The sequence below is a fragment of the Micromonospora sp. NPDC050784 genome, assembly GCF_044456765.1.
GTDB classification, from domain to species: domain Bacteria; phylum Actinomycetota; class Actinomycetes; order Mycobacteriales; family Micromonosporaceae; genus Micromonospora; species Micromonospora foliorum.
Genome location: NZ_JBITGG010000030.1, coordinates 16,551 through 32,180, shown reverse-complemented (window position 1 = coordinate 32,180; position 15,630 = coordinate 16,551). Strand labels below are relative to the sequence as shown.

The 15,630-nt window shown below is 70.6% G+C and carries 11 protein-coding genes; 5 read left to right on the top strand and 6 right to left on the bottom strand.

Annotated elements, in window-relative coordinates; genetic code table 11:
* Window positions 1-50: 50 nt before the first annotated feature.
* A complete protein-coding gene (locus ACIBD9_RS29865; protein ID WP_396722653.1) occupies window positions 51-917 on the bottom strand; it encodes a MaoC/PaaZ C-terminal domain-containing protein in 867 nt (288 codons plus the stop codon).
* Entirely contained in the window at window positions 917-2,323 is a 1,407-nt protein-coding gene (locus tag ACIBD9_RS29860; protein ID WP_396722651.1) for a 3-oxoacyl-ACP reductase, read from the bottom strand. Before ACIBD9_RS29860 ends, ACIBD9_RS29865 begins: the two co-directional genes overlap by 1 nt.
* 55 nt (window positions 2,324-2,378) lie before the next feature.
* Between ACIBD9_RS29860 and ACIBD9_RS29855 the strand changes: the two genes are divergently transcribed.
* Entirely contained in the window at window positions 2,379-3,671 is a 1,293-nt protein-coding gene (locus ACIBD9_RS29855; protein ID WP_396722648.1) for an acetyl-CoA C-acetyltransferase, read from the top strand.
* A gap of 67 nt (window positions 3,672-3,738) precedes the next feature.
* On the opposite strand, the gene ACIBD9_RS29850 is transcribed toward ACIBD9_RS29855, so the two are convergent.
* Both ACIBD9_RS29850 and ACIBD9_RS29845 read right to left on the bottom strand, forming a co-directional pair.
* The gene (locus ACIBD9_RS29850) at window positions 3,739-6,063 is read right to left on the bottom strand and encodes a PKD domain-containing protein (protein ID WP_396722646.1); all 2,325 of its coding nucleotides are present in this window, start codon (window positions 6,061-6,063) and stop codon (window positions 3,739-3,741) included.
* A gap of 215 nt (window positions 6,064-6,278) precedes the next feature.
* Entirely contained in the window at window positions 6,279-8,585 is a 2,307-nt protein-coding gene (locus ACIBD9_RS29845; RefSeq protein WP_396722645.1) for a PKD domain-containing protein, read from the bottom strand.
* Window positions 8,586-8,759: 174 nt separating this feature from the next.
* Here ACIBD9_RS29845 and purB point away from each other — a divergent pair, with 174 nt between their 5' ends.
* On the top strand, window positions 8,760-10,184 hold the full coding sequence (gene purB / locus ACIBD9_RS29840) for an adenylosuccinate lyase (RefSeq protein ID WP_387170561.1): 1,425 nt from the start codon (window positions 8,760-8,762) through the stop codon (window positions 10,182-10,184).
* 135 nt (window positions 10,185-10,319) lie between these two features.
* Here purB and ACIBD9_RS29835 read toward each other — a convergent pair whose 3' ends face one another.
* Both ACIBD9_RS29835 and ACIBD9_RS29830 read right to left on the bottom strand, forming a co-directional pair.
* Window positions 10,320-10,883, bottom strand: coding sequence for a YbjQ family protein (locus ACIBD9_RS29835; protein ID WP_396722643.1), 564 nt, complete (start codon window positions 10,881-10,883; stop codon window positions 10,320-10,322).
* Window positions 10,884-10,907: 24 nt separating this feature from the next.
* Window positions 10,908-11,591, bottom strand: coding sequence for a S1 family peptidase (locus tag ACIBD9_RS29830; protein WP_396722641.1), 684 nt, complete (start codon window positions 11,589-11,591; stop codon window positions 10,908-10,910).
* A 357-nt stretch (window positions 11,592-11,948) separates the two neighbouring features.
* Between ACIBD9_RS29830 and purS the strand changes: the two genes are divergently transcribed.
* From purS to purL, 3 genes are all read left to right on the top strand, one after another.
* A complete protein-coding gene (gene purS, locus ACIBD9_RS29825) occupies window positions 11,949-12,212 on the top strand; it encodes a phosphoribosylformylglycinamidine synthase subunit PurS (protein ID WP_030491392.1) in 264 nt (87 codons plus the stop codon).
* Window positions 12,209-12,892: a phosphoribosylformylglycinamidine synthase subunit PurQ gene (gene purQ, locus ACIBD9_RS29820; RefSeq protein ID WP_396722640.1), complete on the top strand. Its 684-nt coding sequence runs from the start codon at window positions 12,209-12,211 to the stop codon at window positions 12,890-12,892. Before purS ends, purQ begins: the two co-directional genes overlap by 4 nt.
* A 67-nt stretch (window positions 12,893-12,959) precedes the next feature.
* Window positions 12,960-15,629 (top strand): phosphoribosylformylglycinamidine synthase subunit PurL, encoded by a 2,670-nt coding sequence (gene purL, locus ACIBD9_RS29815; protein ID WP_396722637.1) that lies wholly within the window; start codon window positions 12,960-12,962, stop codon window positions 15,627-15,629.
* Window position 15,630: the final 1 nt, after the last annotated feature.

Here is a 15,630-nt window from a genome sequence, read left to right as displayed (position 1 = left end):
GCGCACGGACCCACCGGGTGCGCTCAGCGCACGAGACCCGCCGGGTGCGCTCAGCGCACGAGACCCGCCAGGTGGGGTCGGCCACGCGAGTCGTGCAGGGCGAACCCGCCGTCCGGCAGGCGCGCGAAACTCACCGTGCTCGGCAGCGGCACGGGCAGCTTGAAGGCGACCTCGACGGTGTACGCGTCCGGCAGCCGGGACTCCAGTGCCGCCAGGCAGCGCGCCTTGCTCCACATGCCGTGCGCGATCGGCCGGCGGAAGCCGAACAGCCGCGCCCCGATTCGGGAGGTGTGGATCGGGTTGTGGTCACCGGAGACCCGCGCGTACTCCGAACCGACGCGCGGTTCGACCCGCCAGCGGGCGGTGGCCGTCGGCGCCGCGGGACGTTCGCCTCGGTCGCGCCCGCCCGGCTCGCCCTCCCGACCGAGGTACGTCGAGACGCCGCGCCACACCTCCTCCCCGTCGACCGAGCCGACCAGAACCACGTCCACCTGCCGCCCCCGGTCGTGTGGACGCAGGTTCTCCGCGTACGTGGTGAAGTCGAGGGTCTCGTCGGCGGTGATCGGGCGGTGCGTGGTGATCCGGTTGCCGACGTGCACCAGGCCGATCAGCGGGAGGGGGAAATCCGGTGCGGTCATCAGGCGCAGGGCCAGTGGGAAGCCCATGACGTGCGGAAACGTCGCGGGCAGCCGGTCGCTGAGCCGGAACCCGCAGACCCGGTCGTAGTCGGCCAGGTGCGCCCGGTCCACGGTCACCCCGCCCACGGTCAACTCGACCGCCGGCAGGTCGGGCCCGCGCCGCCCACCGCCGAGGCCCGGCAGCGCGCCGAGCATCGCCCGTCGGTGCAGCGCCCCGGCCGCCGGCATCCGGGGCAGTTCGACAGGGGTCCGGCTGCCCGACTCCGGCCGCGCGCCCATCACGCCCCCAGCAGGCTCTGGCCGCAGACCCGGACCACGTTTCCGCTGATCCCTCCGCTGGCCGGCCAGGCCAGCCAGCCGATCGTCTCGGCCACGTCCACCGGCAACCCGCCCTGGGCAAGGCTGTTCATCCGCCGGCCCGCCTCGCGGACCACAAGCGGGATGCGCGCGGTCAGCCGGGTCTCGATGAAGCCCGGGGCCACCGCGTTGACGCTGATCCCGCGTTCCCGCAGAGCCGGCGCGAGCGAGTCGACCAGCCCGATCACGCCGGCCTTGCTGGTGGCGTAGTTGGTCTGCCCCCGGTTGCCGGCGATCCCGGCGATCGAGGAGACCGAGATGATCCGCCCGCCGGCCGGAATCAGCTCCCGCTCCAGCAGCACGTCGTTGATCCGCTCCTGGCTGGACAGGTTGACGTCGATGACCTGGTCCCACCGGTCGGCGTCCATCCGGCCGAGCGTCTTGTCCCGGGTGATGCCGGCGTTGTGCACCACCACGTCGACCCGGCCGTGCCGGCTGGCCAGGTGCTCGGCGAGTCGGGCCGGTGCGTCCGGCGCGGTCAGGTCGAGTTGGACGGCGGTGCCGCCGATGTCGTTCGCCACCGTGGCGAGCGCGTCGCCAGCGGCCGGGATGTCCAGGGCCACCACCTGCGCGCCGTCGCGGGCCAGCACCTTCGCCAGCGCCGCGCCGATGCCCCGTGCGGCGCCGGTGACCAGCACGACCTGCCCGTCCAGCGGGCGGTCCCAGTCGGCCGGGACGCTCGCCGCGCCGCCGCCGACCCGGATGACCTGCCCCGACACGTACGCGGAGCGGCCGGACAGCAGGAACCGGAGAGTCGATTCGAGGCCGACGCTGGGGTCGCCCTGAGCGCGGGACACCTGGACGAGTTGCGCGGTGATGCCCCGGCCGAACTCCTTGCCGATGCTGCGGACCAGCCCTTCGAGGGCACGCTGGGCGGTCGCCTCGCGGGGCGTCGCGCACTCCTGCGGCGGGGTGCCCAGCACGATCACCCGGCCGCTGGGCAGCACGGCCCGGGCCTGCGGGTGGAAGAAGTCGTAGAGCTGGCGCAGCTCGGTCGAGCCGGTGATCCCGGTGGCGTCGAAGAGCAGTGCCCCGTACCGCTGCGGGGTGTCGCCGTGCGAACGGGTCGGCGGCGCATGCTGCGCCGGAGCGCTCCCGGCCCATTCGACGGCGGCCGGGTCGGCCAGCTCGACCCCGGCGGCGGTCAGTCTCATGGCCACCGGTTTGGCGTACCGGGCGCCGGTGGCCGCGCCGAGTAGGGCCGGCCCGGTCAGCAGGGGGTCGCCGGGGTGGTGCCGGCGCAGTCGGGGCGGGTCGGGCAGCCCGAGGCGCTTGACCAGCGCGCGGCCGGCGGCCGATTGGACGAAGCTCGCGTACCTGTCGGTCATGGGCGTAGCCTACTGGCCAGTAGGGTTCGAGCAACACATGTCGAGGAGGCGGATCGTGCAGAGCATTCGGCGGGTCGCGGTCATCGGGGGCAACCGCATCCCCTTCGCCCGTTCCAACTCCCGCTACGCGGACGCGTCCAACGCGGACCTGCTCGGCGCGGCGCTCGACGGCCTGATCGCCCGCTACGGGTTGGCCGGGCAGCGCATCGGCGAGGTGGTGACCGGTGCCGTGCTCAAGCACTCCCGCGACTTCAACCTCACCCGCGAGGTGGTCCTCGGCTCCCGGCTCGACCCACACACCCCGGCGTACGACATTCAGCAGGCCTGCGGCACCGGCCTGGAGGCGACGATCCTGGTCGCCAACAAGATCGCCCTCGGTCAGCTGGACGTGGGCATCGCCGGCGGTGTCGACACCACCTCCGACGCCCCGCTCGCCGTGAACGAGGAGATGCGCCGCACGCTGCTCAAGCTCAACTCGGCCCGCACGCTGGGCGAACGACTCAAGATCGCGGCGAAGCTGCGCCCGCTCCAGCCGTTCAAGCCGGAGATACCGCGCAACGCCGAGCCGCGTACCGGCCTGTCCATGGGTGACCACGCGGCCCGCACCGCAGTGCGCTGGCAGATCGACCGGCGCTCCCAGGACGAGCTGGCGCTTCGCTCACACCAGCGCCTCGCCGCCGCGTACGACCGGGGCTTCTTCGACGATCTGGTGACGCCGTACCTGGGGCTGACCCGCGACCAGAACCTCCGCGCCGACACCAGCCTGGAGAAGCTCGGCAAGCTCAAGCCGGTCTTCGGGGCCAAGGGCCCGGACGCCGAGCAGGCCACCATGACCGCCGGCAACTCGTCGCCCCTCACCGACGGCGCGTCCACAGTGCTGCTCGCGTCGGAGGAGTGGGCGCGGGAGCACCACCTGCCCGTGCTGGCCTGGTTCAGCTGGTCGGAGACGGCGGCGGTGGACTTCGTGCACGGCGACGAAGGGCTGCTGATGGCGCCCGCGTACGCGGTGCCCCGGATGCTGGGCCGTGCCGGGCTGACGTTGCAGGACTTCGACTACTACGAGATCCACGAGGCGTTCGCGTCGCAGGTGCTGGCCACCCTCGCCGCCTGGGAGTCGCCGGAGTTCTGCAAGGACCGGCTCGGGCTGGACGCGCCGCTGGGCGCGATCGACACCGACCGGCTCAACGTCAACGGCTCCTCGCTGGCCGCCGGGCACCCGTTCGCCGCCACCGGCGGGCGGATCGTGGCGACCCTGGCCAAGCTGCTGGCCGAGCGGGGCAGCGGGCGCGGGCTGATCTCCATCTGCGCCGCCGGTGGTCAGGGCGTGACCGCCATCCTGGAGCGCTGACCGGGCCCTCGAACGGCGACGCCCGCCGGACCTGAGGGTCTGGCGGGCGTCGATCGTGTGGTGTGGCTCAGCCGAGGGTGAATTTCTCCCAGGTGCTGATGGCGGGGCCGTTGGCGATCAGTGGCTTGCTGCCCGCGCCGTCGGCGCTGGCGTACTTGTTGTTGATGGTGGCCTTGAAGCTGACGGTGCCGTCGCTGTTGCGGACCATGGTGAACCGTTCCCAGGTGCTGGCCGTCGGGGCGTTCGCGATCAGCGGCTTGGTGCCGGCGCCGTCGGCGGACACGAATCGGTTGTTGACGCGGGCGAGAAGGCCGACCTGCCCGTTGCCGAGATCCACCACGTCGAACCGCTCCCACAGGCTCGCTGCGGGTGCGGAGGCGATCAACGGCTTGGTCCCCGCGCCGTCGGCGCTGACGAAGCGACCGTTGACCTGGGCCTTCAGGGACCGGTTCACGTCCGGTACGACGACCTGGAGGAACTTCTCCCAGGTGCCGATGGTGGGCCGGTTCGCGCTCATCGCAACGGTGCCGCTGGGGTCGGCGGTCACGTACATAGCGGTGATGGGGGCCTGGAGGCTGATGGTGCCGTCGCTGTTGCGCACCAGCGTGAACACCTCGCGTACGTCCACGAGCGTGCTGGTCGCGGTCAACGTGACGTTGTCGAATTCGGAGATGGCGACGTAGCGCCCGACCGCCCGGGAGAAGAGGGCGACCTTGCCGTTGCCGGCGTCCGCCAGGTCGAACTGGGCGATGGTGCTCGGTTCGGCCTGGTCCGGTCGAAGCCCGGAGCCGGTCTCGTAACTCACGTAGCGGTTGTTGGACAGGGCGCGCAGACCCACCGTCCCGGTCGGCCGCAACATGCTGATCTCAGTGTTGCGAGTCGTCGACCGACCGTCGGTGCCAGTGACCTTGATGTTGACTTGGTAGCGGTCCGGCTTCGCGTAGGTGTGCGAGGCCTTCGGGCTCGTCTGGGTGACGACACTGCCGTCGCCGAACGAGAACTCGTAGGACGCGATCGGGTTGAGGCCGGGGGTGGAGGCGGAGGCGTCCACCGTCACCGACTGCGCCTGGAGACTCAGGGCGATGTCGAACAACACCACCGGGGTTCGGATGGCCTCCACGGTGCCACGGTCGGCGTAGGTGACCGGGCCGGCGCCGGAGTTCGGCACGGTCGGGTCGTCGATGCGCGGCGAGCCGGCGCGGTCGAGGGTCGGGTAACCGGGGGCGGTCGAGTTCGCCGAATCGATGGTGTCCCGGGCCTGTCCCGTCTCGCGGTCGTGCGCGGCCTGGCCGGACGCGTTCCGGAACGCGGCGAGACCCATCCGGGTGTTCCAGGCGTAGATCACCGGCGAGTCGTTGTAGTAGTGGTGGGCGTTGTTGTAGTCGACCACCGTCTTTCCGACGGCCCCGCCGTAGACGCCGATCTCGACACCGTCGAGGAACGCCGGGTCGCAGTAGCCCTGGTTGAAGAAGCCGTTGGTGATCAGCACGTTGTTCTGCACGGAGACGCCGGACGAAGCTCCGTCGACCCGGATCCCGTCGCGGCAGCGGTCCTTGATGGTGTTGTTGGTGATCGCCGTGCCGGTGCCACCGTTGTTGTGCACCCCGTGGCCGCGACCACCGTCGATCTGGGTGTTGGCCACCACCGTGTCGACCGCGCCCACCCCGATGGCGACCGCCGCTCCGGTGAAACCGCTGACCTTGCTGTCGAGGATGCTGACTCTCGACCCGTCGACCCGAACGCCGACGCTGCCGGTGGGTGTCTGGTACGCGGTGCTGCTCAACACGTTCACGGATTTGACGAGCACGTCGCTGCTCGCCGCGTCGATGGTGACCCCGGCCGTCAGGGTCGACCCACTCACGGTGGTCTGCCTCAGCGTCGACCCGGTGACACCGGACAGCTGGACCGCGGGCGCGGTCGAGGAGGTGTCCATCCCGAAGCTGCCACCCTGGACGGTGATCCGCGAGGAGTTGCGCAGGTCGAGGCCCGGAAGCACGCTGGCCGACCCGATGGCGCGGAGATTCTGGAGTACGACGTCGTGCTGGCCGTCGATCACAAAGCCGGCCGTCGCGCCGATCAGGGTCGCCACGTTACTGGCGAAGAACGTGACCGGCTGCTCGGGCGTGCCGGACGTGGGGATCGTGACGCGTTCCCGGTAGTTGCCGCCGCCGATGTCCACCGACTGACCGGCCGTGACCACCGCGGCCGCGGCACCGATTGTGCAGAACGGCTGCGCCAACGTGCCGGGGAACTGGTCGGAGCAGCCGGTGGCGGCGTTCTGCCGGACGTAGAGCGTCGGCGGAGCGTCCGCCTGGGCGGGCAGCGCGGTGCCCACCAGGGCCCCGCTGGTCAGTACGACGGTCGCCAAACCGGCGAGAAAGAATTTACTCATGCTGGCCTCGAAGATGAGGAGGATCCGGCGACGCCGGGAGTCAGATAAAGCTGATCTTGCATGATCGACAGGCGCGGCGCTGACCCGGGCGACAAAACGGCCGCCCACCCCCGGCGCTGACGGCGGCGCTGCCGGGCGCGAGCGTCGCCTGGTCCTTCGCACGGCGACGCCCGCCGGACCTGAGGGTCTGGCGGGCGTCGATCGTGTGGTGTGGCTCAGCCGAGGGTGAATTTCTCCCAGGTGCTGATGGTGGGGCCGTTGGCGATCAGTGGCTTGGACCCCGCGCCGTCGGCGCTGGCGTACTTGTTGTTGATGGTGGCCTTGAAGCTGACGGTGCCGTCGCTGTTGCGGACCATGGTGAACCGTTCCCAGGTGCTGGCCGTCGGGGCGTTCGCGATCAGCGGCTTGGTGCCGGCGCCGTCGGCGGACACGAATCGGTTGTTGGCACGGGCGAAGAGGGCGATCTGCCCGTTGCCGAGGTCGGCGATGTCGAACCGCTCCCAGGTGCTGGCGGCCGCCTGGCTCGCGATCAGCGGTTTCACACCGGCGCCGTCAGCCATCACGAAACGGCCGTTCACGTTGGCCTTCAGCGACCTGTTCGCGTCGACGACCGGCACCTGGTGGAACTTCTCCCACGTGCTGATCGTCGGCCGGCTCGCCGACAGCGTCAGAGCACCGCTGGGATCGGCGGTGGCGTACAGGCCGTTGCTCGCCTTGAGGCTGACGGTGCCGTCACCGTTGCGGACGACTGTGAACTTCTCCGAGGCACCGACGACCTGGCTCTCGGCGTTCAGTGTCCCGTCGGCCAACTGGGCGACGTAGCGGCCGTTCGCCCGTGCGACGAGGGCGGCCTGTCCGTTACCGGCGTCCGCCAGGTCGTACTGCGCGGACGCGGTCAGACCGACCTGGTTCGGTCGCATGGGCACGGCACCGACGTAACGGAGGTTGGACAACGCGAGCAGGCCCACGGATGCGGTCCGCCGCAGCATGCTCACCTGCTCGGTGCTGCTGCCGGACAGACCGTCGGTCCCCCTGGGGCTGACGGTGACGTCGTAGGTGCCCGGCTTGGCGTATTTGTGGGTGGCGACCGGAGTCGACTGGGTGACTGAGGTGCCGTCGCCCCAACTGAACTCGTAGAAGTTGATGGGGGTGAAGCCCGGCGTGGAGGCGGAGGCGTCCACCCTGACCGTGCTTGTGCCGAGGTCCACGGTGGCGTCGAAGGACGCCACCGGGTGTCTGACGGCCTCCGTGGTGCCACGATCGGCGTACGCGATCGGGCCGACGCCGGTGTTCGGCACGGCCGGATCGTCACGGCGTGGCTTTCCGTCGGTGTCGAGCTCCTGGTAGCCGGGTGCCGTCGAGTTCGCCGAGTCGACGTTGTCCCGTGCGTCCCACGTGTACCGGTCGTGTGCGGCCTGCCCGGAGACGGCGCGGAACTGGGTGAGGCCCATCCTGGTTCCGTTCCACGAGTAGCTGGTCGCGGACGTGGACTGGTGCCAGGTGTTGTTGTGATCGATCACGGTGCCGCTCAGCGCCTCGTCGTAGACCCCGATCTCGATCCCCTCGGAAGCCTGCGGATCGCAGTAGCCGGAGAAGGCGCCGTTGTTGCGGAGCACGTTGTTCTGCACCGAGACCCGGGACGACGTCCCGTCGACCCGGACGCCGCCCAGACAACGGTCCTGGATGTCGTTGTTGGCGATGCTCGTGCCCACGGCTCCGCGGTTGTGGATGCCGTATCCGATCCCGCCCCTGATCCGGTTGTTGGCGATCACCGTCGCGGAGGCGGTAGGGCCAACCGAGATGGCACCGCCTGAGAAGCCGGTGACATCGCCGCCGACGATCGTGTTGTGCGGCCCGTCGATTCGAATGCCCACGCCGTCATCGGCGGCGACGTGTCTCGGGTCGGTCGACACCGTCGTGTCGTCGATGATCACCTGGCTGGTGGACGCGTCCATGGTCAGTCCGCCAGCGAGTGCCGTCCCGCTGGCGATGACCTCTTCCAGCAGCGCCATCGTCACATTGGCGAGTCGGATGGCGGGCGCGGTCGCGACGTTCGCCATGGTGAAGCTGCCGCCCGAGATCAAGATGTTCGAGGCGTTACGCAGATCGATGGCGGGTACATCGGCTGACCCGCTGGAGTTGATTTCCTGAATGTAGATGTCGTGTTGGCCGTCGACGATCAGGCCCGCGGTCGGACCGACAAGTTTCACCGGTGTGCGAGGGTTCCTGGCGATGAATGAGATCGGCAATTCCGGTGTGCCGGAGCTGGTGACGGCGACGCGCTCGGCGTAGGTGCCGCCGTCGATAAAGACCGTCGTGCCGGCGGTCACCACGGCGGCTGCCGCACCGATGGTGCAGAACGGCGTGGCCTCGGAGCCTGGCCCCTGGTCGGAGCAGTTCGCGTCGGCCTGCTTGACGTACAGAATTTCGGGTTCGGCCGCCCGGGCGGATCCGCCGGTGGCCAACAGGGTGCCGCCGGTCACCGCGATCGCGGCGAGGCTGGCGAGGGGGGCTTTGAGCATTCGTGCCCTCTGTCGAGGTGGAGGAACCGGCTTCGCCGGAAGTCGGACGCCCACGATGATCGGCTACCGCCCGGTAGTACGGCGTCCCGGCCGACAAAACGGCCAATCAGCCCCAGCGCCACCCGTCCCGGCCTCCCGGCCGGGCGAGCCACCGGGTAGGAGAGAATGAGGCACGTGACGACGATCCCCAACGTGCTGGCCAACCGGTACGCCTCGCCCGAACTGGTCGCCCTCTGGTCTCCGGAGGAGAAGGTCCGGATGGAGCGGCGACTCTGGCTCGCCGTGCTCCGCGCTCAGCGCGACCTGGGCGTGCCGGTGCCGGACGGCGTGGTCGAGGCGTACGAGCGGGTGCTCGACCAGGTCGACCTCGCCTCGATCGCCGAGCGGGAGCGGGTCACCCGGCACGACGTGAAGGCCCGGATCGAGGAGTTCAGCGCGCTCGCCGGGCACGAGCACGTGCACAAGGGCATGACCTCCCGGGACCTCACCGAGAACGTCGAGCAGCTCCAGGTGCGTGCCTCGCTGGAGCTGATCCGCGACCGGGTGGTGGCCACCCTCGCTCGATTGGCCTGGCTGGCCCACGAGCACTCCGAGCTGGTCATGACCGGCCGCTCGCACAACGTGGCGGCGCAGGCCACCACGCTGGGCAAGCGCTTCGCGTCGGCGGCGGAGGAGCTGCTGATCGCGTACGAGCGGCTGGAGGAGCTGATCGCCCGCTACCCGCTGCGGGGGATCAAGGGACCGGTCGGCACGGCCGCCGACCAGCTCGACCTCTTCGACGGCGATGCCGACAAGGTGGCCGAGTTGGAGCGGCGGGTCGCCGAGCACCTGGGCTTCTCCCGGGTGCTGGACAGCGTCGGGCAGGTCTACCCGCGCTCGCTCGACTTCGACGTGCTGGCCGCGCTGGCCCAGACCGCTGCCGCGCCATCGTCGCTGGCCACCACCATCCGGTTGATGGTCGGCCAGGAGTTGGCGACCGAGGGCTTCAAGCCGGGCCAGGTCGGTTCCAGCGCGATGCCGCACAAGATGAACACCCGTTCCTCGGAGCGGGTGAACGGCTTCGCCGTGATCATCCGGGGTTACCTGTCGATGGTCGGCGAGTTGGCCGGCGACCAGTGGAACGAGGGGGACGTGTCCTGCTCGGTGGTCCGACGGGTGGCACTGCCGGACGCGTTCTTCGCCGCCGACGGGCTGTTCCAGACCTTCCTCACCGTGCTCGACGAGTTCGGCGCGTACCCGGCGGTGATCAACCGGGAGCTGGAGCGCTTCCTGCCATTCCTGGCCACCACGAAGATCCTGGTCGCGGCGGTCCGCCGGGGTGTCGGTCGGGAGGTCGCCCACGAGGTGATCAAGGAGCACGCGGTCGCGGTTGCCCTGGGGATGCGCGAGAAGGGCGCACCGGAGAACGACCTCTTCGACCGCCTGGCGGCGGACGGCCGACTCGGCCTGTCCCGCGCCGACATCGACACCCTGGTCGCCGACCGCAACGCCTTCGTAGGCGCCGCCCAAGCCCAGGTAGCAGCGGTAACAAGCCGAATCACCAAGGTGGTGACAGCCCACCCAGAAGCGGCCACCTACAGCCCACCCCCCATCCTCTAACCCGACCCCACCTTCCCCTGCCCCAACCCCCATGGGTGATCAAGAGGTTTGCGTCATTTTTGATCTCCCTGGTGACCGAAACCTCTTGATCAACAGAGGCAAGGGTAGGGGCGGGGCCTGGGATGAGTGGTGGGGTTATTCGCCGGTTGGGGTTTCGGCGGCGGTTCTCAGGTTGGGGGCGCTGGCCGGTTCGGCGATGCCGCCGGGAGATCCGGTGAAGCCCGCGACCTCCGCGGTTTCCGCCGCGACCGCCGGCTGGTCGGCCGGCATGACCTCGGGCATCTTGGGTACGGCCACCACGGCCGTCCCGTACGCGCAGATCTCCATCCACATCTCGCCGCAGTCCCGGCTGTCGAACCGCATGCCGATCACCGCGTTCGCGCCGAGCCGTAGGGCCTCCTCGCCGAGGCGGGCCACCGAGTCGGTGCGCCAGCGGGTGAGGTTGTCCGGGGCCATCGGGTCGTACGCGCCACCGCGCAGGTTCTTGACACCCTCGCGGTACGGGTTGCGCGTCCTGGCCATCGATGACACCACCTCACCGAGAATCTGGCGGATCTCGTAGCCGGGCAGTTGCTCTGTCGTCACGACCAGCACGGTTCCGATGCTGTCAGGAGTGGCGCGACCCGATCGTGTGCATTGTTCACCTGATCGGATGCTGCAAAACGACGCGGCGCGGACGGCCGGCACGTGGCCGACCATCCGCGCCGAGCGGGGCGCTAACCGTCACACACCGGCCACCGAGGTGATCCAGGCCCGGTTGTACGCAACGCTGCCGTAGTTCTGGATGCTCGATCCGTCGGCGGTGGAGGCGACACCGACCTGCTGACCGTTGTAGAACTGCGGGCCACCGGAGTCACCGCGCCAGGCGTTGCCGTTGATCCGGGTGGTGCGGATCGCCTGGCCGCCGTACGCGTCGGTGGCGCTGTTGCTGGTCACCCGGACGGTGGCGGTCTTCAGCACGGTGGACGCCGAGCAGCCGCTGTAGCAGGTCATGCCCCAGCCGTAGATCGAGTTCGTCGAGTTGATCGGCGGGTTGCTGCTGGCCAGGCTCACCGCGGAGGTGCTGACGGTGCTGGAGAGCCGCATGAGCGCGAGGTCGTTGCGGGTGTAGGTGGCGCTGACCGTGCGGGTGACCCCGCCGGAGGTGCGGTTCACGCTTCCGACGCGCACCGACATGGTGCCGCTGATGCAGTGCCGGGCGGTGAGCACCCACTGCGCGGCGATGACGCTGCCAGAGCAGGTGAACGAGCCGTTGCTGAGCACCGCGGCGGCCCAGGGCGCGGACGAGACGGTCTCGCCCCCGATGATGGGTTGCGGGCCGGCTGGGGCGGCGGACGCGGCGGACGTGACGCCGAGGGCGCCGACCAGCGCGGTGCTGAGTACGGCGAGCAGGGGGCGGATGCGCATCGGGGGGACTCCTTGGACGGGGCGGGCCCGGGATCGCCGGGTGCGGGTGGGGCGGCAGCGGGGGGTTCCCGCGAGCGCCTGAATCGACTTACGTCGATGTACAGTAGGGCCCGACGCGATCGTTATCAAGAATCTGATCGAGATTGGCCAATGTAACGATTCGGCCACCCGCTGCGCCGTGTATGTCCTGCTGAGGCCACCTGTAGCGCCTGACGGGCCACCCTGAGCGTCGGTAATGTCGATCACTGCCTGAACCGCACCCGGCCGGTGCGTCCGCGGCGATATCTGCCAGGTACGCTGGCTGCGCTCGCCCGTTGTGGGTCGGCACCCAACTGCGTACACAGTCAGGAGTGCCCAGTGCCTCGCGTCGTCGTCGACGTCATGCTCAAGCCCGAGATCCTCGATCCGCAGGGCCAGGCCGTCGCAAACGCGCTGCCCCGGCTCGGCGTCGGTGACGTCGCCTCGGTCCGGATCGGCAGGCGGATCGAGATCGAGTTCACCGGTGAACCGGACCTGGACCGCGCTCGGGAGATTGCCGACAAACTGCTCGCCAACCCGGTCATCGAGGACTTCACCGTCCGACTGGTCGAGGCCGACGAGACCGCGGACGCCCGCTCGTGACCGCCCGGGTCGGTGTGGTCACCTTCCCCGGCTCGCTCGACGACGGGGACGCGGCCCGGGCCGTCCGGATCGCCGGCGCTGAGCCGGTCCGGCTCTGGCACGGCGACCCGGCGCTGCACGGCGTCGACGCGGTCGTCCTGCCCGGCGGGTTCTCCTACGGTGACTACCTGCGGTGCGGTGCCATCGCCCGGTTCGCCCCGGTGATGGAGACGATCGTGGACGCCGCCCAGGGCGGTCTGCCGGTGCTCGGCATCTGCAACGGCTTCCAGATCCTGTGCGAGGCGCACCTGCTGCCCGGCGCGCTCACCCGCAACCAGCACCTGCACTTCCGCAACCGGGACCAGGTCCTGCGCATCGAGTCGGCCGGGACGGCGTGGACCAACGCGTTCCAGCCCGGCCAGGAGGTGCTCATCCCGGTCAAGAACGGCGAGGGCTGCTACGTCGCGGACACCGCGACGCTGGACGAGCTCGAAGCCGAGGGCCGGGTCGTCGCCCGCTACGTCGGCGGCAACCCCAACGGCTCCCAGCGCGACATCGCCGCGATCACCAACGCCGCCGGCAACGTGGTCGGCATCATGCCGCACCCCGAGCACGCGGTGGAGGCGCTCACCGGCCCTTCGCTGGACGGCCTCGGCTTCTTCACGTCGGTCCTCAAGCACCTGGTGGGGGCGCCGGCATGACCGGCGGCACGATCATCGGTCAGCTCAACCGTCGGTCTGGCGGGCACGAGCGCAGCGAGGAGAGGTCATGACCACCCATCCGGACCCGGTACGGGACACACCGGAGGCGTACTCCGCCCCGGCGCAGCCGGGCGAGCCGAGCCCGGCGCAGCCGGTCGCACCGGCGACCGCTCCCGCCCAGCCGACCGCCGCCGTCTGGACCGAGGGCGTGGACACCGTGCCGCGCGCCGGTGGCACCCCGGGCGAGCTTCAGCCGTACACCGAGCTGGGCCTGCGCGACGACGAGTACGACCGGATCCGGCAGATCCTCGGCCGCCGGCCCACGCAGTCCGAGCTGGCGATGTACTCGATCATGTGGAGCGAGCACTGCTCCTACAAGTCGAGCAAGGTGCACCTGCGCCAGTTCGGCGAGAAGGCCCCGCACAGCGACCGGCTGCTCGCCGGCATCGGTGAGAACGCCGGTGTCGTGCAGATCTCCGACGAGCTGGCGGTCACCTTCAAGGTCGAGTCGCACAACCACCCGAGCTTCGTCGAGCCGTACCAGGGCGCGGCGACCGGCGTCGGCGGCATCGTCCGGGACATCCTCGCCATGGGCGCCCGCCCGGTCGCGGTGATGGACCCGCTGCGCTTCGGCGCCGCGGACCACCCGGACACCGCCCGGGTGCTCACCGGCGTGGTCGCCGGCGTGGGCGGCTACGGCAACTGCCTGGGCCTGCCCAACATCGGTGGCGAGCTGGTCTTCGACCCCTCCTACCAGGGCAACCCGCTGCTCAACGCGCTCTGCCTGGGCGTGCTGCCGGTCAACCGGCTGCAGAACAAGGCCGCCGCCGGCCCGGGCAACGTTGTCGTGCTGATGGGCGCCAAGACTGGCCGCGACGGCATCGGCGGCGTGTCGGTGCTCGCCAGCGCGACCTTCGACGAGGGCAGCGAGGCCCGCCGACCCGCCGTGCAGGTCGGCGACCCGTTCACCGAGAAGCTGCTGATCGAGGCGTGCCTCGAGCTGTACGACGGCCAACTGGTCGTCGGCATCCAGGACCTCGGCGGCGCCGGCCTGACCTGCGCGCTCACCGAGACCGCCGCCGCTGCCGGCACCGGCATGCGGGTCTGGCTGGAGCGGGTTCCGCTGCGCGAGCCCTCGATGGACCCGCACGAGATCCTGGCCAGCGAGTCGCAGGAGCGGATGCTGCTGGTCGTCGAGCCGGACAAGCTCGACGCGGTGCTCAAGACCTGCGAGAAGTGGGGCGTCCTCGCCACCGCGATCGGCGAGGTCACCGCACCGGAGCCGGACGGCCGCCCCGGTCGACTGCTGATCACCTGGCAGGACCACCTGGTCGTCGACGTGCCGCCGGGTTCGCTTGTCGACGACGGCCCGGTCTACGCCCGGCCGATGCGTGAGCCGGCCGACCTGATCCTGCTCCAGGCCGACCGGGCCGAGACGCTGCCCCGCCCGGCCGATCCGGAGGCGCTGCGGGAGACCGTGCTGCGCATGATCGCGTCGCCGAACCTGGCCGACAAGACCTGGGTCACCGAGCAGTACGACCGCTACGTGCTGGGCAACACCGTGCTCGCCCAGCCGGAGGACGGCGGCGTGATCCGGATCGACGAGCGGACCGGTCTCGGCGTGGCGCTGTCGGTGGACGGCAACGGCCGGTACGCCCGACTGGACCCGTACAACGGCACCAAGCTGGCCCTGGCCGAGGCGTACCGGAACGTTGCGGTGACCGGCGCGAAGCCGATCGCCGTGACCAACTGCCTCAACTTCGGCTCTCCGGAGGACCCGGGCGTGATGTGGCAGTTCGCCGAGGCTGTGCGCGGCCTGGCGGACGGCTGCCTGGAGCTGGGCATCCCGGTGACCGGCGGCAACGTCAGCTTCTACAACCAGACCGGCGCGGCGGCCATCCACCCGACCCCGGTGGTCGGTGTGCTGGGCGTGCTGGACAACGTCGCCGACCGGGTGCCGATGGGCTTCGTGCCGCGCGCCGGTGGCGACCATGACCAGCTCTACCTGCTCGGTGAGACGAACGTGGAGCTGTCCGGCTCGGAGTGGGCCTGGGTGACGCACGAGCACCTCGGCGGTATTCCGCCGCAGGTCGACCTCCTGCGGGAGAAGGCGCTCGCCGAGCTGCTGGCCGAGGCGGCCCGCGTCGGTCACCTCAGCTCGGCGCACGACCTCTCCGACGGAGGCCTCGCCCAGAGCCTGGTCGAGTCCTGCCTGCGTCGCGGCGTCGGTGCCCGGGTCGCGGTGCCGGAGCAGTTCACCGAGGGCTCGATGCCGTTCGTCTACCTGTTCAGCGAGTCCGCCACGCGGGCGCTGGTCTCGGTGCCGCGCGGCCATGACAAGGCGTTCGCGGCGCTCTGCGCGGAGCGGGGCGTGCCGTTCGAGCTGATCGGCGTCACCGACCCGTCCGGTGGGGCGCTCGAGGTGCACGGTCAGTTCCGGATCGGCCTGGACGAGCTGCGCAAGGCGCACACCGAGACGTTGCCGCGCCTCTTCGGGGGCTCGGCGGCGGTCGAGGTGCCCGCGCCGGCCGCCGGTGTGGCGGGTGCGGTCGAGGCCGTCCCGCTGCCGGTCGCGCAGGCCGAGCCGCTGGACCCGGCCGAGGTGGTCTCCGAGCCGATCGCTTCTTCGGGTCCTTCCCCGGAGACCGGCGCGGTCGAGCCGATCGGGTCTGAGCGGCCCGGCGGGGCGTCCGAGTCTGGCTCCGGTGTCACCGAGCCGACGCCTGACGAGCGCTGAG

Bases quoted from the DNA above. Each gene is read 5' to 3' on its own strand.
- ACIBD9_RS29845 (WP_396722645.1), bottom strand. From the start codon at position 8,585: ATGCTCAAAGCCCCCCTCGCCAGCCTCGCCGCGATCGCGGTGACCGGC.
- ACIBD9_RS29830 (WP_396722641.1), bottom strand. From the start codon at position 11,591: ATGCGCATCCGCCCCCTGCTCGCCGTACTCAGCACCGCGCTGGTCGGC.
- ACIBD9_RS29835 (WP_396722643.1), bottom strand. From the start codon at position 10,883: ATGGTCGGCCACGTGCCGGCCGTCCGCGCCGCGTCGTTTTGCAGCATC.
- ACIBD9_RS29860 (WP_396722651.1), bottom strand. From the start codon at position 2,323: ATGACCGACAGGTACGCGAGCTTCGTCCAATCGGCCGCCGGCCGCGCG.
- ACIBD9_RS29865 (WP_396722653.1), bottom strand. From the start codon at position 917: ATGGGCGCGCGGCCGGAGTCGGGCAGCCGGACCCCTGTCGAACTGCCC.
- purL (WP_396722637.1), top strand. From the start codon at position 12,960: ATGACCACCCATCCGGACCCGGTACGGGACACACCGGAGGCGTACTCC.
- ACIBD9_RS29850 (WP_396722646.1), bottom strand. From the start codon at position 6,063: ATGAGTAAATTCTTTCTCGCCGGTTTGGCGACCGTCGTACTGACCAGC.